The organism is Clostridium sp. CM027 (assembly GCF_024730565.1).
Classification (GTDB): Bacteria; Bacillota; Clostridia; order Clostridiales; family Clostridiaceae; genus Clostridium_AD; species Clostridium_AD estertheticum_B.
The window spans coordinates 1,383,548-1,399,744 of sequence record NZ_CP077725.1; the positions used below are offsets into that span (position 1 = coordinate 1,383,548).

Annotated in this window: 17 protein-coding genes and 1 riboswitch; of the genes, 3 read left to right on the forward strand and 14 right to left on the reverse strand. The window is 33.2% G+C overall.

What is annotated here, in order from left to right:
* Nucleotides 1-188: 188 nt before the first annotated feature.
* The 13 genes from KTC92_RS06645 to KTC92_RS06705 all read right to left on the reverse strand — a co-directional run bounded on the left by KTC92_RS06645 (nt 189) and on the right by KTC92_RS06705 (nt 13,208).
* Complete coding sequence (locus tag KTC92_RS06645; RefSeq protein WP_220286633.1) at nt 189-1,037, reverse strand: hypothetical protein; 849 nt, start codon at nt 1,035-1,037, stop codon at nt 189-191.
* Between the two features lie 98 nt (nt 1,038-1,135).
* Nucleotides 1,136-1,876 (reverse strand): hypothetical protein, encoded by a 741-nt coding sequence (locus tag KTC92_RS06650; RefSeq protein ID WP_220286632.1) that lies wholly within the window; start codon nt 1,874-1,876, stop codon nt 1,136-1,138.
* Between the two features lie 438 nt (nt 1,877-2,314).
* Nucleotides 2,315-3,130 (reverse strand): alpha/beta fold hydrolase, encoded by an 816-nt coding sequence (locus KTC92_RS06655; protein ID WP_216303816.1) that lies wholly within the window; start codon nt 3,128-3,130, stop codon nt 2,315-2,317.
* A 104-nt stretch (nt 3,131-3,234) separates the two neighbouring features.
* Entirely contained in the window at nt 3,235-4,392 is a 1,158-nt protein-coding gene (gene grdD, locus KTC92_RS06660; protein ID WP_220286631.1) for a glycine/sarcosine/betaine reductase complex component C subunit alpha, read from the reverse strand.
* 26 nt (nt 4,393-4,418) lie between these two features.
* The gene (gene grdC / locus KTC92_RS06665) at nt 4,419-5,954 is read right to left on the reverse strand and encodes a glycine/sarcosine/betaine reductase complex component C subunit beta (RefSeq protein ID WP_220286630.1); all 1,536 of its coding nucleotides are present in this window, start codon (nt 5,952-5,954) and stop codon (nt 4,419-4,421) included.
* 76 nt (nt 5,955-6,030) lie between these two features.
* Nucleotides 6,031-7,335 (reverse strand): glycine reductase complex selenoprotein B, encoded by a 1,305-nt coding sequence (grdB, locus tag KTC92_RS06670; RefSeq protein ID WP_220286629.1) that lies wholly within the window; start codon nt 7,333-7,335, stop codon nt 6,031-6,033.
* Nucleotides 7,336-7,385: 50 nt separating this feature from the next.
* Entirely contained in the window at nt 7,386-7,850 is a 465-nt protein-coding gene (gene grdA, locus KTC92_RS06675; RefSeq protein WP_165413475.1) for a glycine/sarcosine/betaine reductase complex selenoprotein A, read from the reverse strand.
* Between the two features lie 25 nt (nt 7,851-7,875).
* The gene (locus KTC92_RS06680; protein WP_220286628.1) at nt 7,876-9,162 is read right to left on the reverse strand and encodes a glycine/sarcosine/betaine reductase component B subunit; all 1,287 of its coding nucleotides are present in this window, start codon (nt 9,160-9,162) and stop codon (nt 7,876-7,878) included.
* Nucleotides 9,163-9,194: 32 nt separating this feature from the next.
* The gene (locus KTC92_RS06685) at nt 9,195-9,527 is read right to left on the reverse strand and encodes a co-chaperone YbbN (RefSeq protein WP_216303811.1); all 333 of its coding nucleotides are present in this window, start codon (nt 9,525-9,527) and stop codon (nt 9,195-9,197) included.
* An 18-nt stretch (nt 9,528-9,545) separates the two neighbouring features.
* Nucleotides 9,546-10,466: a thioredoxin-disulfide reductase gene (trxB, locus tag KTC92_RS06690; protein ID WP_216303810.1), complete on the reverse strand. Its 921-nt coding sequence runs from the start codon at nt 10,464-10,466 to the stop codon at nt 9,546-9,548.
* A gap of 31 nt (nt 10,467-10,497) precedes the next feature.
* Nucleotides 10,498-10,875, reverse strand: a complete 378-nt coding sequence (locus KTC92_RS06695) for a GrdX family protein (RefSeq protein WP_187351433.1) — start codon at nt 10,873-10,875, stop codon at nt 10,498-10,500.
* Between the two features lie 82 nt (nt 10,876-10,957).
* A riboswitch (glycine riboswitch) is annotated at nt 10,958-11,026 on the reverse strand.
* Nucleotides 11,027-11,265: 239 nt separating this feature from the next.
* Nucleotides 11,266-12,411 carry a double-cubane-cluster-containing anaerobic reductase gene (locus tag KTC92_RS06700; RefSeq protein WP_220286627.1) on the reverse strand — a complete coding sequence of 382 codons (1,146 nt, stop codon included), beginning with the start codon at nt 12,409-12,411 and terminating at the stop codon, nt 11,266-11,268.
* A gap of 17 nt (nt 12,412-12,428) precedes the next feature.
* Entirely contained in the window at nt 12,429-13,208 is a 780-nt protein-coding gene (locus KTC92_RS06705) for an acyl-CoA dehydratase activase (protein WP_220286626.1), read from the reverse strand.
* A 553-nt stretch (nt 13,209-13,761) separates the two neighbouring features.
* Here KTC92_RS06705 and KTC92_RS06710 point away from each other — a divergent pair.
* From KTC92_RS06710 to KTC92_RS06720, 3 genes are read left to right on the forward strand one after another with little or no spacing between them, the layout of a single operon-like run.
* Nucleotides 13,762-14,022 carry a hypothetical protein gene (locus KTC92_RS06710; RefSeq protein WP_216303807.1) on the forward strand — a complete coding sequence of 87 codons (261 nt, stop codon included), beginning with the start codon at nt 13,762-13,764 and terminating at the stop codon, nt 14,020-14,022.
* A gap of 40 nt (nt 14,023-14,062) precedes the next feature.
* Entirely contained in the window at nt 14,063-15,199 is a 1,137-nt protein-coding gene (locus KTC92_RS06715) for an FAD-dependent oxidoreductase (RefSeq protein ID WP_258280720.1), read from the forward strand.
* Between the two features lie 32 nt (nt 15,200-15,231).
* Complete coding sequence (locus KTC92_RS06720; RefSeq protein WP_258280721.1) at nt 15,232-15,354, forward strand: hypothetical protein; 123 nt, start codon at nt 15,232-15,234, stop codon at nt 15,352-15,354.
* Between the two features lie 170 nt (nt 15,355-15,524).
* Here the strand turns inward: KTC92_RS06720 and KTC92_RS06725 are convergent, their stop codons facing one another.
* On the reverse strand, nt 15,525-16,031 hold the full coding sequence (locus tag KTC92_RS06725; RefSeq protein WP_220286625.1) for a GNAT family N-acetyltransferase: 507 nt from the start codon (nt 16,029-16,031) through the stop codon (nt 15,525-15,527).
* Nucleotides 16,032-16,197 lie beyond the last annotated feature (166 nt).

The following is a 16,197-nucleotide window of genomic DNA, read 5'->3' on the forward strand; positions in this document are numbered from 1 at the left end:
ATTTCTTGAAAATATTTAACTATTACGACACAAAACACCTATACAATTATACCATCATTGACTTAAATTGGATAATTCTAAAGGTTTCTCCATTTTAAAAACATTGAACTATGAAAGTTATGCAAAATAATTTAATAGTAATGATAAGTTATAGAATTTTTCTCAAGGGCAACAATAAAAATTTCCATCTATATTATTGCAATTTCAAAATAATGATTTATATATTCTTTAATATCACTGAATCCAAGTCTAAACACTTCATTAATATTATTTTCATAACATATATTCTTTATTATTTCACAACCATAATAATATCCTATTCTATAAAAAGTAATTTTTTTAGATTTAATACAAAATAATTTATCATATATATTCTTATCAAATTTTTTATCAGAAATTAATCCTTTAAGATTTATCCCTATAGTTGTTTTCATTTTTTTACAATTATAAACCCATTCATTAACTTCATCGTTTTCTAAAAATCCAAACCAATATCCTAAATTTTCTGATATTCCAAATATAAACATACTTATATATGTAGCCACACCTTCTACAATTAATGTTTTCAAATATCTATCCTCTGTTGAATTATAGTTTTTTAAATAGAACTCTTTATTTAAATCATAATGTACTGCATGAATTATTTCGTGAGATAGAAAAACATCTAAATCATAATTTTTATTAGAACGTGAAATAATTGCTTTTATATCAACAAAAACATAAGATGAATTATTTAAAATAATACTATGACCATCTATTTTACCATCTCCAATAAAAATAATTAAACCAATATCATTTTTGATTTCAATTTTGGATAAGATACTAGCTTTATTTTCAAATATGCTAATTAGGGTGTTAGATAATGTAATTACATTATCTAACTCATGCTGTATAGAATTAATAATATTTTTGTCAAATGGTTTATTCCCACAAAACACTTTAAAATACTCTTCAAAAAAGGGTTCTTGATTAAATATTTCATTTATTTTATCAGATTTCATTTGCTTAATTGCAAAATTCATTATTTTATTTTCCATATAAATTCTCCTATTAATTAAAGGAATCCTTAATTAATAGATTCCTTTAAAAATTGCAATATTATCAAGACTAGAGTTCCATGCCCATACGTGTTATATCATTTTATTAATTTTAAGATATTTCGCTCTTCTAATTCACCTTTTATTATATTAGAAATAGCATTATTATTTCCTATACTATTAATATATTTAATAAACTTTCTATTTGCATTAGATAGGGTGATATTGAATATTTCAAAAAAATTCACTTTAAAATCCTCTTCTTTTAGTGAGCAATAGAATAGCTTGAATTTGTCGATACCAAAAAGTGAAATAAGATAATCTACAAATGCCCCAGCAATAGGATAAGTTATTAAATAACTATACTTATAAAAATTTTCATCAATTACTAAATCTTCTATATTTGCATACAAATCATTATCAATAAAAAATTTTACCCAACTGTAATTAGGTATACCCAAGGAAACTTTGTCAAAACACATTGCCAGTCCCTCTCTTATAAATGTTTGAGGAGGCATTGATATATTATATGAAATTATATGTGCATCTTCATGAAATCCTACACACTTAACTTTTTTATTATATACAGCATATATTTCATTTGGTTTACGGGCAAATCCATTGCATGGTTCATTGTCTCCATACAATTTGCCAACTTCTATAGAAGACTCACATAAGTAGTATTTAATTTTAGTTCCCATTTTAATAGTTAAACAGTTACAAATAAAATCATAACAAGTTTCCTGTATGTCAATTATTTCTTCTATGTCCTTTTCTGCAATAGAACCAACATGATAATTAAATATATAATTATCACTTTCTATTTTAATCCATTCCATAATTTATCCCCCTCATGCAACACAATTTTACCTTTTTACAAACTTGGAAATCTTTATAATCAAATTAGAGTCCTTTAACGTCTTAATTAAATTATAATTACCACTTACATAATCTTTAATTTGTCCTTTTCTATGAGGAACCATAAGAAAGGGTAATGCCTTCAATTTAAACCACTTTATTATTAGGTATGGATTCAATCTTCCATATGTTTCAAATGCACTTGTAGATATTAATATTATTAACTATAGTTTCTACATATGTATCTACACTCCTTCTAAATTCTGATTTTTTTCTAATAGATATACTTCCTTATTTCACTCATAAAGTTTTAAAGGAAATGTGTATTATAAGAAAGAAGTATCTTAGTTAATTAAGATACTTCTTATCGTATTAAAAAGCCTATCCATCATACTCAACCATTGCCTCTTTTAAATTTCTTACTCCTCAATAAATAAAGCCAATTCTTTGTTAAATCTATCTTTCTCATCATAGAATAATGCGTGGCCACTGAATTCAAATGGTACAAGTTTAGAATTTTTAATGCCTTGTCTTTGTGCCTGTCCTAATGGGAAGAGACAGACTTTGTCATGAATACCATGAAGAATTAAAGTTGGAACACTTATTTTAGAAAGATCAAAAAATAAACGTTCCTCGCCTAACCAACTGGTTGAAGTTGCCGCAGTGGCCCAACCTGCTGCTTGTAGCCCCAATTGAAAAATCCAATCTGAAAATGCCTGGGTTATATGCTGAAAGAAAAATATGTCTCCAAATCCCCTTAACATTTTAGGTCGATCATTATATGTTTCCTTAATCATATCTTTGACAACTTCCGCTTGCAATCCATAAGGGAAATATGGGCGCTGGATAAGGCTGGGTGCTGCTGCTGCAAAAAGAGCTAGTTTGGATACCCCGTATTCATTGTGCCTGGACATGTATCTAATAGCAATTGCTCCTCCTGTTGAATGTCCCGCTAGTGTAAAATTCTTTAATTTAAGTGCATCTACTACCCCTCGAACATCGTCTGATAACCTATCATAGTCATAGCCCTCGAACGGCTTATCGGATTCACCGAATCCCCTCTGATCTATACCGATACACCTGTAGCCCATCTTTGGAAGTTCATTAAACTGATATTCAAACAACTTATGGCTTCCGGGCCAACCGTGAAGAAACACTATTGTCTTTTCACCCTTAGGGTTAATATCTTCTACATAGATTTTTACATTTTCTTCTACTCTAATATAATATCCCACTAAATACCTCCAATAATAATCTTACATTCATATATTATTCTATTGGAGACAATTATGTTAATTAATTATTTGCTACACCTCTTTCTTCTCTATAACCAATATTTTTATTTATAACCACATTTTACAAGTATCTTTGTGCTATTCTCAGAATTTTTCTCATTTATCATTAATACAGGTCCAGTACAACCCATTCCACTTTCGCAGTATATGCCTTCCTTCCAAAGAGCAGCACATGCATCATCGAGTTCTAAAATGTCTATACCCGGTATAGCAAAAGTAACTACTTCCTTTGAAGGCATCGCAACTTTTTCTTCTGATGATTTTCCACTTTTGCTTAGTATCCCATCAATTAACTTTTTAATTCCAGCTTTTTCTGCGGCTTTATATTCATTCCCCGCTACTATCATAAGGTTATTTTGTGCACACTCAAAGCAATATTTAAGTGCTTCACAAATAAGAGGTGCACCAGATGCCCTTGATATTATGTTAATAATCTTATCATAGTTTTCTCCAACTCCTGGACCATATCCATAACCTGAAGTTTCATAATCTCCACCAGTTGTATAAGATGAAAGCATTTTAATAAGAAGGTTTCCAGTAAGTGAATCGCAAATTAGTACATCTGGAGTTCCTGCAAGTACATCATTCCCTCTCATCATTGGTCCACCATCTGCTCTTAATGAATCGGCGAATTCAAAATTATAACCAGACTTTTTTAATTCACCTAAGTTTCTTTCAACTTCCCTTGCTCCATCAATATTTAAAATTCCTACTTTAGGATTTTTTATTCCTGTAGCTTTTGCAACTGCAATTCCACCTATAGCATTTTTAAGCATGGCTTCTACTCTATTAGTTGAAGTCGCCCCTGTAGTTGTAGATATTATCATGTCGCGTCCTTTTGCTGGAGTAACAGCCATTCCCACTGTAGAAACTCCTATTGGAAAATTAAAATGTTGGGTAACACAACCTTGTATTTCACCTTCCTCCAAAAGCTTTAACATTTTATTGTGCCCGTCCTCTGCAGAAGCTACTTCAACTACTTCAAATTCACAATCAATCTTTTCACCTATCAGTACAATATCAAAGCTGCCATATTTTTTTGATGCTAGTATGCATGCTTTTAACATTTCAGAAATACCATGCTCCGAGCCATATGTTGTTAGGCCTATTTTAATTCTCTTTTTAAAGCTTCCACTTTTAATACCATCTGCTATTTCATTAAAAGCCTCAGCTATAGCCTTTTTTGTTTTTATGTTTCCCATAAAATCACTCTCCCTACAATCATCAATTATTCGTTCATTAGCATTTCCGCAAATTTTTTCATGCTGCCGGCTATCATAAGCTTTAGTTCTTCATTTGAAACTTCAGCTCCATCATCTTGCTTTCCGGAATTCTTTTGCACAAGTACTGAAACTCCATCAAATAAATTAGTCATTCTTCCAAGGAACAAGCTTCCTTTGCCAATTAACATAAAATTATTCATTCTTCCTTCCAATATTGCACTAATTCCATGTCCAACTATTGGTACTGCTGATGGAATATGTCCTTGTGTTGGAGCAAATCCGGGATAGCCATGCTTTTTCACAAAGCTTGGAAGTTCTTTTCTGTCTAATTGTCCGTTTTTAACAGCAAGAGCACCGATCATTTTATAGTTTTGAGTTGGTACATCTCCGGCTCCAGCAGGCTCCGTTATATCGGGAGTTTGAAGCTCTGGAGCGTATTTATCAACATCAGTTATTTTCATTCCAGCATTAGTTAACGGTTTTAATACTAAAGCTTCAAGTACAGCTTGAGGTGCTGAGCCATCTCCAATTGTATGTTTTCCAATGATATCTGTTCTTATTTCAGGGCTTATGCCATCATTTTCTGTTATAAGTAGTGCGAATCCTCCAAGGCAATCCTCAAGAATTGGAAGTCCTTTTTTTACATGGTCTCGTCCATTCATTCCAAGCTTTGAAGTACATCCGCCTGCAAAAACTATAACATTTTTGAATATTCCTGATTTTACTAGAGCAGAAGCATTTATTATTGCATGAACAGGTGCAGCGCAAAAACCTCTCATGTCAATACCAGTTGCTCCTTTAATACCAGCAATTTCACCACATGCTTTGGCAAGATTGCCCCCCCCTCTTTGATTCATATCTCCTACTGCTTCTTCAGAGCATTCAATTAAGTAATCAACTTCGCTTACATCAATTCCGGTAATCTTAACTAACTGCATTAATGCAAGAACACCTGAAGCCTTAACAGCAAGGTTTTCAAGCATAACATGTGCTGAAAGATTTATATCTACATCATGGGCTTTTTTTACACACCCAATTAGATCATCACCAAGATACAACCCCTCTGCATCTTGAGTATCGACTAATTCTTTTATGTTGACTATATCCTCGCCAACGCCAAGTGCTTCAACTTTTACATTAAGCAATTCATGATTCGCAAATTTTTCTCTAACACTTTGCGTAAACCCTTTTTCTAAGACTACTAAATCGAATACATCTGAAACCTTAAGCAATCCGTAAAATTCATCCTGAGGCATTATTTCTCCGAATTTTCCTGTTTTTTGAGCACCTTCAATTTTTGAATTGTTCCAAGGTCTTTTAATTTCTAAAAGCTGCTCTGGAATTATGTTACCTATATAAGTTTGATTAGGAGGATATGCTACTACATCCTCAAAAGTTCTTAAATGATTTTTTGCCTCTTTTAAGAATTCTGAATCCGGATTGTTTTTTCTCTCAACTGCAGCTGTTGTTCCGCAATGCATTACCATATCTGGAGTGTTAATAAGAATATAAGATGCTTTTTTTACTACTGGAAAGCTCATTATTTCATTCCTCCTTTATTTAAATTAACAAAAGTGAAGATAAACACCTTCACTTTTGCATTTTTTAATAATAGTTTTATTCTTCAAAAACCTTTTGCCCATCAACTTGGGTTTCTAATGCTTTAAGTGCTTTAGCTACCAGTTTATATCTAAGCTTCATTTCAGCTTCCTTCTCTAAACTAGGGTTTCCTAGTGGATGTGGGATAGCTATTGTCGGTACTATTCTATTTGCTCCAACTGTAAGTGAAATTGGAACTACTGTGCACATGTGGACTACTGGAAGTCCTCCACGCTCTATTTCTTTAACGAGTGTTGCACCGCAACGTGTACAAGTTCCTCATGTTGACGTTAATATAACAGCATCCACACCATCAGCTAACAATTCCTTTACAATTTGTGCTCCAAATTTCTTTGAATTGGCAACGGATGTACCATTTCCAACCGTAGAATAAAAATATCTGTGAAGCGAACCTATTTTTTCTTCTTTTTCCATTTGTCTTAATACATCTACTGGAAGAACCCTATCACAATCAGAATTGGCATAAGTTGGATCAAATCCACCATGTGCAGTTTCATATGTCGCCTCTGTTAAATCGTCAACACCGAAAATGTCATATTTACCAAACTTTGAAGCGCTTGAGGATTCAATATGGTCAGGGTTACCTTTTGGAACTATTCCACCTGATGTAACTAATGCAATTTTAGCTTTGGTTATGTCTTTTATAGCTGCATTTGGCTCTACCCTATCAAATACAGGCATTACAAACTCAGTTGCAAATTCCTCTCCTTTAAGCTTCTTAACGAGCATATTAACTGCTCTTTTTGAACCTCTAACTGTATCAAAATAATTCTTTCTTATTCCTCTTTCAATATAACCTTCCTCTGCAGGTGATCCTATTTCTTCACCGTGAACAAGTTTTAAACCAAGCTTTACCATAGCGGGAAGAGCTTGCCTCATGCCAACCGCACTATTTCTAGTCTCAATAATATATGCGTCCTTTTTATATATATCAGCACCAGGATTTTCAATATACATTGCTGTAAGCACAGGAACATTTAATTTTTCTTTAACTTCTTTTGCAACAGCACCACATGCCATTCCGTATCTTCCTGCATTGAAAGCTGGGCCTGCAATTACTAAATCAGGGTTGTAACTTTTTATCATTTCAATTACTTCAGCTTTTGCTTCCTCTAGGTTTTCATTAAAATATGAATCTCCGCAAATAACAGTAGCAACTATTTCAGCTTCACCTTTAAAAATTTTGTTTAGTCCCATTCCAGGACCAACGAAACCTTCTCTTACTTCTGGTTTATAATTTGCCTTTTCTTCTCCGCCTATACCAGCATAAAACTGATTTATATAATGAACTACCTTAATCAATTGGGTTTCCCCCTTTTCTCATATTTTGAATTTACTTTTTTAACTTAAAATTAATATTTTGAAAACTCATCTCTTATTGTCTTTACTTCCTTAATTATATCGTCAACGTCTAGAACCATTTCCATCATTCCACACTGCTCATCATAAACCGTCGCATCACATTCATCTTTTATTTCTGGCTCGATCATGTGATAAACAGCAAGACCAAGTTCAATTCCTGCAAGTGGGCCTGCAAATGTAGGGTCTCCTGCAGCTACTGTTTCAGCTGAAAGTCCTGAAGCTTCTGCTTCTGCTCCACCAAGTATAACTACAATGTTTTCTGCACCATTCTTGTCTGCTAATTCTTTAACTCTTTTTTGGATCTCCAGATCCATAGCACCAGCGGCAGTTCAGACAAAGCATTCTGTTGAAGCAAATATTACTTCTGCTCCTGCAGTTTTTACGCTTTCTTCGATTGCTTGACCTGGTATTCCATCTCTATCACCTATAGCAATTACTTTTTTACCTTTTAACATTTATATCATCCTTTCTATAAAAAAATTAGTACCCTCTTGTACTTAAAGTATTATAACCAACTTCGCTTGTTGCTCCAGTAATTACCTGGATTTCAGCTTCAATTGAGCCGTCCTCTCTCAAACTTCCAAAATGTCCTCCAGCAATAACATTTGCATTTTCTGGATGACCGATAATTTTCTTCATTGTGGGAAGTACAATAACTTCATTTGCATTTCCAGCAGTTACTACTGCATCGCCCTTAGGAGTTGAATCTGCAAGTGATTGTGAAGCTCCATCTTGACCAGCATATTCATCGGTTATTAGTACTGTTTTAATTCCTAGTGCTGAAATCTTGTTACAATTCATAACTAAATCTGCGTCTGGATTACCAAAACCCTCCTCAGAAATTATTACTGCATCTGCACCTAAATATTCAACTAATTTTGCAGTGTAGCTTGAAGATCTTTCTTTATCTGCAAGGTATACAGTTTCGTTAGTTAATACGCATCCAAGGAAATTGTAGTCAATACCATGTCTCTCATACAAATCCTCAATTACAGGATGATTCATATGAACATACGATGGGTTCTTATCACAAGCTGAAACACAGTTTCCTGAAACAATAGCACCATCAAATATTTCCGTTGGGTATATGAATGTAGGTATTATTTTCTTTGCATCAACTCCATATACATAAGTGTCATGAAGAAGCCCCTGACTTTGAAGCATATATACATATATTACTTTAGGAAGATCGGGATACTGTTTTACCTGTTCTAAAAGAGGAAGTGTTTCGAAAGTCTTAATTTCATCAGCCTCAAGTTCTCTTGCACATTCACCAAGATATGTTGCAGCCTTAAATCCAACCATTCTAACAGCTTCTTCGTGATCATGTGGAAGTACGCTTTTCTTTGTTTCACATGTTATTACAACGTTGTTTAATTTTGAAAATGGTGTATATTTAGCACCAATTCCACTCATGTCAATGATTCCTTCCTGGAACCCAACAATATTTCCAGTAGTTACAACAGCTGCGCCTTTCAAAACATTTGTTCTTCCATTTCCAACTGTATCAACCTTGCTTATAAATCCTGGAAATATCCCACCGCTACCTGATACCTTTACCCTTGGCTCAATAACGTCTTTAACTGGAATTATTCTTGTCTCATCTCCGGGTCTTGCAATTTCAATGCTAATACTTTCAATTCTTTCATCTCCGCCTATATGTGCAAGCAGTTCTTCTTTATTTACAAAAATAACTCCCTTTTCAACCTTTGTGCAAGTGCCAAATTGAACATCATTAATTTTAATTTCACCAAGTTCTAAACGCAAAGTTTCCACCTCCGAAATAGTTTAGCCATTTATTACAATGTTTCATAAACGCTTTTAATAAAATTCTCTACATCATCAATTGTTTCGATGTTTTCAGGGGTAATAGTGCTTATTTTTTCGTTATTTTTATAAATTATCATCGTTGGGAGTCCAAGTACTCTTTGAGATATAGCGAGTCTTCTAGAACCACCGATATTAAGACTTGCAAATTTGATTTTATCGCTATATTTGTTTTCTAGTTCGTGTACTCCAGGCATAAGTTCCTTACATACTTCACATTTGTCACCCCAGAAATCAACAAATACTGCTTTTTCAGAATAAGATACTACTTCCTCATCAAAATTTTCCTTTGTCAAACTAATCATTTTAAATACCCCCTAATTCTATTTATTTGCTATATATACTTCTGCAGAAGTTGCTGCTATTGCGCCATCAGCTGCTGCAGTTATAACCTGTCTCAAATTCTTGACCCTAATATCTCCAGCTGCGAAAACGCCTGGAATGTTGGTTACCATATCATCATTCGTCATTACATAACCACTTTCATCCATATTGACCTTACCTTTGAATATTTCTGAAATAGGAATGTATCCGACAAATACAAAGCATCCATCAACCTTCACTTTTTGAACTTCGCCTGTTTTAACATTTCTGACCTTAAGGCCTTCAAGTATTTCATCGCCTTCTGCCTCATCTATAACTGAGTCGTATATAAACTTGATTTTTGGATTAGCAAAAGCTTTTTCTTGAATTGATTTACAAGCTCTTAATTCATCTCTTCTATGAATTACTGTTACACTATCTGCAAACTTTGTGAGATAAATTGCTTCAGTTATGGCGGAATCTCCACCGCCATTTACGGCTACATCGAGCTCCGTAAAGAAATCAGCATCACAGGTAGCGCAATATGAGATTCCCTTGCCCCGTAGCTCATTTTCATTTTTAAAACCTGCTAATCTGGGATAAGCGCCTGTTGCAATTACAATAGTTTTAGCCTTATATGTTTCTTTTTTGCATTTAACAGTTTTTATTTCACCTTCAAGTAAAATATTTTCTACAGTATCTTTTGCAAACTTTGTACCAAATTCCTCGGCTTGAGTTCTCATTCTTTTAATCAATTTTGGACCAGTGCACTCTTCAATTGAGCCAGGATAATTTGCAAGTTCATCTGTTATTGCGGCCTGTCCTCCAAATTTTCCTCGTTCAATTATTATAGAATCAAGTTTTGACCTTGATGCGTAAAGCCCTGCCGATAGCCCAGCTGGGCCACCTCCTATAATTATAGTGTCATAGATATGCTCCATTTTAAGCCCTCCCAGTATATTGCATTTATTTTCAATTTAGACCATGACTTATAATATCGTAATCTATTAACATGAAATCATTTCGCACCGCATCTGACCATGCTGGTGTTCCCCTATCTTTAATGAATTTTTCAGTTGTGTGTATTGATTCTTCAATAAAATTAACTGACTGTAAATCTATTACTTCTTTTTTTGATTTTGTTATTATTACAGTTTTGTAGGGCGTTTCATTTGGCTTTATGCTACTAGAAAGCGGATGTGTGAGCAAAAGGTGTCCCTTATGAATATGATTTCTTACAGCTTTTAGTACATTCATTATTCCAGTACTTAAAAATTCGACTTTATATTTTTCACCAAATTTGTCTAGACATAATGGGTTATTAGTTACAATCAATACTTCTTCTATCAATTAATCCCCCCCTTACAAATACATTAATTCAATTTATTTCCGCTTGCGCATAAAAAAAGACAAAGATAAGAAGCTCATTTAAGCCTTTATCTCTGTCTTTTTACCTGAGAGAATTACTCCTTCGGTGCAATTGCTTTCCAGAGGTATATCAATCTTCGGTCCTTTTGCCTGAGATATTCATATTACAGCGCATGTAATACTTGGCCCTTCGGCTATCCATTTAAGGATGTTATATTAAATAACTAAGCTTAAGCTTAATCTCCCGAAAACATCATCTATCAATATTTAAAAGTTATTACAACTTTATTATAGTCTTTTTTTTAACAATGTAAAGCTTTTAATTCAAATACTATCTATAAATTGAAATAATATCCATCTAAATCATTTATATTATAACATCTCTATAAATGCTGACATTCTTGTATTAATTTGTCCTATATCTGCTTGAGAATAATCTGTTTCAATGCTCATATATGGAATATTTTTCTTGTTCAAAACTCTTTTTAATCTAAGAGTTTCTACATTATACGTATGACAAGCTTGAAGTATTACATCTATTACTCCGTCAGCTTTATATTCTTTACATAACTTTTCTAACAAATCTATTCTGTTATCATTTGGAGTCATACAAGAGCATCCAATATTTAAATATTTTTCTGTTAAAGCGTAAAGAGGATCCTTGTTTTCATCAACCAATGTCTCTGTTGTTTTAGCTCCACCGCAGTTTTCATAGCATACCACTACTCCACCATTCTCTTCTATTGCCTTAATTATTTTTTCAGTTCCTTGTCCTAGAGGACATCCTGTAATAAGTATTCTCTTTGCATCACTCGAAACTTTTCTTTCCCCACTATTATACCTATCTAGTGACTCACTTGTTATGCTTTCAAGATCTTTTATCAATACTTCTTTATCCAATTTAAATCCTGCTCCAGATAGAACCTTATGCATTTCGTAGCCTGTAATTGCTGGTGGTTCTAGCTGGCCTAGCTCATAAAACTTTCTTAGAGCTACTCTTTCCCTATTTTTAAGCTTAATCGCTATTTTAATCTTTTCATCCGTAATTTCAACACCATAAAAATTTTCTAGACACTTCTTTAGCTTTACTAATTCATTGCTCCATAGTTTATAAGAATCCTCATCATTACAGTTTTGAGGAAGCTGCATAATATGAGTCTTCTTAATATCTGCTAAATATTCATACATCTTCTTCTTTCCATCACATGTAGTTTCTCCAACAATCATATCGGAAAAATAGAAAAATGGACATTTATCTGTAATTGCAAAGCCATAAGATGCTTTAATTAATGGGCATAGATTTCTTGGTAAATCCCTTTCGGCATCAGCTATAGGTTCCTCAGTCATACTGCATAATGAAACTGCAATAGCATCTGCGGCCATTATTATTTCTGTTGGTGTGAAAGTACAAAACACCCCCACAACCTTCTTGCCTTCATCTTTTAAATTCTTGATGCTTAAAAAAGCATTTCTTCTTGCTTCACTAAAATCCTCAAATTTTTCTGGTAAGTTATTCATTAATATATCCCCCTCCGTTATAATGCTTCATTAGAATTTTCTTCAATTCTGCTTGCCATTATAGCCGCTCCAATAGCACCTGCATATCTTGCCATTCTTTGAGTAGCTACAGGTGAACCTAATTTTTCTGAAAGTTGATCCACAATAAATGGGCTATCGCAAAGTCCTCCTGTTAAGAAATAATTATGTGAATCAGAATGTTTTTGACACAGAGATTTTACTTTACCTGTAATAGATTCTATAACACCAAATGCAATATCTTTACGTTTTTTTCCACTACCAATAAGACTAATGACTTCAGATTCTGCAAAAACGGTACACATTGAACTGATAGTTGTTCCACTCCCCTTTGCGGCTTCAGTGCAAAGTTCATCAATATCGAATCCTAGTGTTCCAGCCATTAATTCTAAAAATTTACCAGTGCCAGCTGCACACTTATCATTCATAGAGAAATTTGTAACCTTACCACTTTCAACAGTTATAACTTTTGTATCTTGTCCACCTATATCAATAACTGTACAATCTTCATGTAATAAGTAATACGCTCCAACTGCATGGCAAGTTATTTCAGTTATTGTTTTATCTGCATAGGGTACAGAAACCCTTCCATACCCTGTTGCAACTATTTTACTATTACTAGAGGTCATTCCTAGCTTTTCTATTGCTTGTTTTATTTCCTCAGCTGTTTTGACACTACTCCAACCTGTTGGGTAAATAAAAGTATTTTTAATTTTATCATGTTCAAGAATACATACCTTAGAAGCAGTTGATCCAATGTCAATTCCTATGTATAGCATGTCCTTCACCTTCACTTTCTTATTGTAAATAATTAAAAAAATAATAAACCTCTAAACTAATCACACATTTTTGCAATTCATTTTCATTCCCTCCATAATATATAAAACATAATATTATTTTACTATATTTACAGTTTATTCACAATGAACATTATGCATTATATTGGAATTATAACTGTTTTTCAGGTATAGATTTCTGAATCAGAGTGTGTTACTGTTATTTAACTTTTTATAACCTTCTAATGTTGCAAGTTTCATTTTGTATGTATTTTTTTCTTTTATATCAGATTCGTTTTCATCGATTACTTTATTAACTTGTTGTTCACTTCTGTAAGCAATGATAGTCCATAAATTACAATTAAATTTGCAGCGTAAATTTAATTGTAATTTATGGTTTTAAATCATATTGTTTACATTTTTTTATCATTGTTATAGAATATATTTACATAACGCATTCGGTGAATATGTTATGTAAATATTCTCTATGGGGTATGTTGTTAAAACAATTAGAATTGATTATGAGCTCTAGCATTGTTCCAGAAGCTAAAGCATTATGGGAAAGGCAACTCCACATATTCATTATGGAGATGAAATGTATTTAATCTTAGGAGAAGAAAATGCAGCTACTATCGCAGTAACTTTAGGTGATGACTATTACGAAATTAAAACTCCAGGTGCTGTTTATATTCCAGCAGGTGTTCCTCATTCAATTAAGATGATTGATGGTGTGGTTGGTAAATTTGGTGGTGCTTGCCCTATATTCTCAGGAACTGAATACATCACTAAGCCTGTACCAGAAAACTGGGATAAATAAAATTCAACCTTGCCCTACTTATAATCCACTATGCTTTAATATGTCAACAGCTCCAATGAATGAAAGAATTCATTCTTATAATGCAAAAATATTTTTACAATTGACAGGTGGTTTGGGACGTTCTGCAATGCCTGGACTATATAAAAAGCCAATTGCTCCTTCAAAGGCAGAAAACCGCTTTGACCCAAGATTAACTCATGAAGCAATGACTACTGAAGATATAAAAGTTTTAATAGAAAACTTCATAAAATCAGCAGCAGTGGCAAAACAGTCAGGTTTTGATGGAGTTGAGGTCCATGCTGTACACGAAGGATATCTTTTAGATCAATTCGCAATCGGTTTCTTTAACAAAAGAGTTGATGAATATGGCGGAGACTTAAGAGGCCGTTTGAAAATCGCAACTGATATAGTTAAGGGAATCAAGGCACAATGTGGTGAAGATTTCCCAGTTTCACTACGTTTCAGTGTTAAGAGTATGATGAAGGGACTTCGTCAAGGCGCATTACCAGGAGAAAAATTTGATGAAGTTGGTAAGGACACAGAAGAAGGATTGGAAGCAGCTAAAATATTAGTAGAAGCGGGCTATGATATGCTAAATGTTGATGCTGGGACTTATGATTCTTGGTATTGGAATCACCCACCAATGTATTTTAACGATAAGGGAATGTACAGAGAATTCGGTAGACAAGTTAAGCAGGTTGTGGATGTTCCAGTCACTATTTCAGGAATGGATCCATCCTTGGCTGGTAAAGATATTGTAATAATAGGTGCAGGTCTTGTTGGTTGTGAAACCGGTCTTTGGTTGTCAAAAATGAGCAAAAATGTTAGCATAATAGAAATGCTTCCGGTTATTTGCGGTGGTCCTCACAATATGCCATTTATGAACTGGGATATGATGAAGGATTTACTTCCATTCAACAATATTAAAGTAATGACTAGCACAAAGATTGAAAAAATAGATTCGAATGGTGTTAAAGTTTCTAATAAAGATGGAGAAAGTATATTAAACGCAGACACAATAATAGCTGCAACAGGGTACGAGCCTCATAATCCACTACAAAGCATACTTGACAAAAGTAAAAAGGAAACATATAACATTGGGGATTCTAGGGAAGTTAAGAACATTATGAAATCTATTTGGGACGCATTTAAAGTAGCAATTCAAGCAATTTGTTGATACTCATACAAAAATCACAGGATGAGAGTGTTTTGAGAACTGATTATCGAGCAAATCAAATTCGTGATGAATTGCTTCTAATCTCAAGGGGGACGATATACAATTGGTCTCAAAAAGATGGAGAATTTGATCTTACAGATTATATAAAGAAATAGGGGTACATTTTTCTATCCGATGTTAGATTTCAAATAAACTTCCCTCTTTTGTTTTCAGTAATCTCAATGTATCTTAAAGTCTGTGATTTTGACGAATGATTAAATATATCCATAAGTAATTCTAATGAAGATCCATTAATTAAGATTACTCATGATTTTGTGACTATTTTTTAGTATAGTGTTTTCTCAAAAGCTATTCTTTTATTTCCATCTTCTAAATAAATTATTCCACAATACTGAAATTTGTTTTTCTTAAGCAGCTTTTGCATAGATAAGTTTTCTTCATGTGTATCCATTTTTATACTGTACACACCTTTATTCAAACAAATCTGCTCTATATTTTTGATAATCTGTGATGCTAATGCTAATCCTTTATAATTGTTGTCAATAGCGATTCTATGAATAACTGCATATTCATTATCACTAATCCATTGCCCCTCATAAATAGAGTCATATGTTTTTTCTCCATCAAAAGAAACTGCTGCCGTAGCAACAATATTATCGTCTTTTAACAGTACATAACCATTTTTATTATCAATATCATTACTTATTATTTCAACATTGGGATAGTTATTCTGCCATTGGTTAATCCCATGTTTTTTTAAGTATGCTTGTGCCTGCATAATAATACTCATTATATCATTAGCATCTGTTTCAACTGCTTTTCTAAATTCCATTTCAATCCTCCTTACAGCTACAAATAGCCCCTGTTTTGCCTATATATAAACTTCTGTATTAGTTACCATATTTCTACTTTGTTAATCTATTACACCCAAATATTACCTTGAATTATTTTGCTTTGCTAACACTGATTTATTTTTTATATCGAGCCAATATTTTTCT

Excerpts from the sequence above, each read along its gene's own strand:
- KTC92_RS06645 (WP_220286633.1), bottom strand. The coding sequence starts at position 1,037 with ATGGAAAATAAAATAATGAATTTTGCAATTAAGCAAATGAAATCTGAT.
- KTC92_RS06650 (WP_220286632.1), bottom strand. The coding sequence starts at position 1,876 with ATGGAATGGATTAAAATAGAAAGTGATAATTATATATTTAATTATCAT.
- grdD (WP_220286631.1), bottom strand. The coding sequence starts at position 4,392 with ATGGGAAACATAAAAACAAAAAAGGCTATAGCTGAGGCTTTTAATGAA.
- grdC (WP_220286630.1), bottom strand. The coding sequence starts at position 5,954 with ATGAGCTTTCCAGTAGTAAAAAAAGCATCTTATATTCTTATTAACACT.
- KTC92_RS06685 (WP_216303811.1), bottom strand. The coding sequence starts at position 9,527 with ATGATTAGTTTGACAAAGGAAAATTTTGATGAGGAAGTAGTATCTTAT.
- trxB (WP_216303810.1), bottom strand. The coding sequence starts at position 10,466 with ATGGAGCATATCTATGACACTATAATTATAGGAGGTGGCCCAGCTGGG.
- KTC92_RS06700 (WP_220286627.1), bottom strand. The coding sequence starts at position 12,411 with ATGAATAACTTACCAGAAAAATTTGAGGATTTTAGTGAAGCAAGAAGA.
- KTC92_RS06705 (WP_220286626.1), bottom strand. The coding sequence starts at position 13,208 with ATGCTATACATAGGAATTGACATTGGATCAACTGCTTCTAAGGTATGT.
- KTC92_RS06710 (WP_216303807.1), top strand. The coding sequence starts at position 13,762 with ATGGGAAAGGCAACTCCACATATTCATTATGGAGATGAAATGTATTTA.
- KTC92_RS06715 (WP_258280720.1), top strand. The coding sequence starts at position 14,063 with ATGTCAACAGCTCCAATGAATGAAAGAATTCATTCTTATAATGCAAAA.
- KTC92_RS06725 (WP_220286625.1), bottom strand. The coding sequence starts at position 16,031 with ATGGAATTTAGAAAAGCAGTTGAAACAGATGCTAATGATATAATGAGT.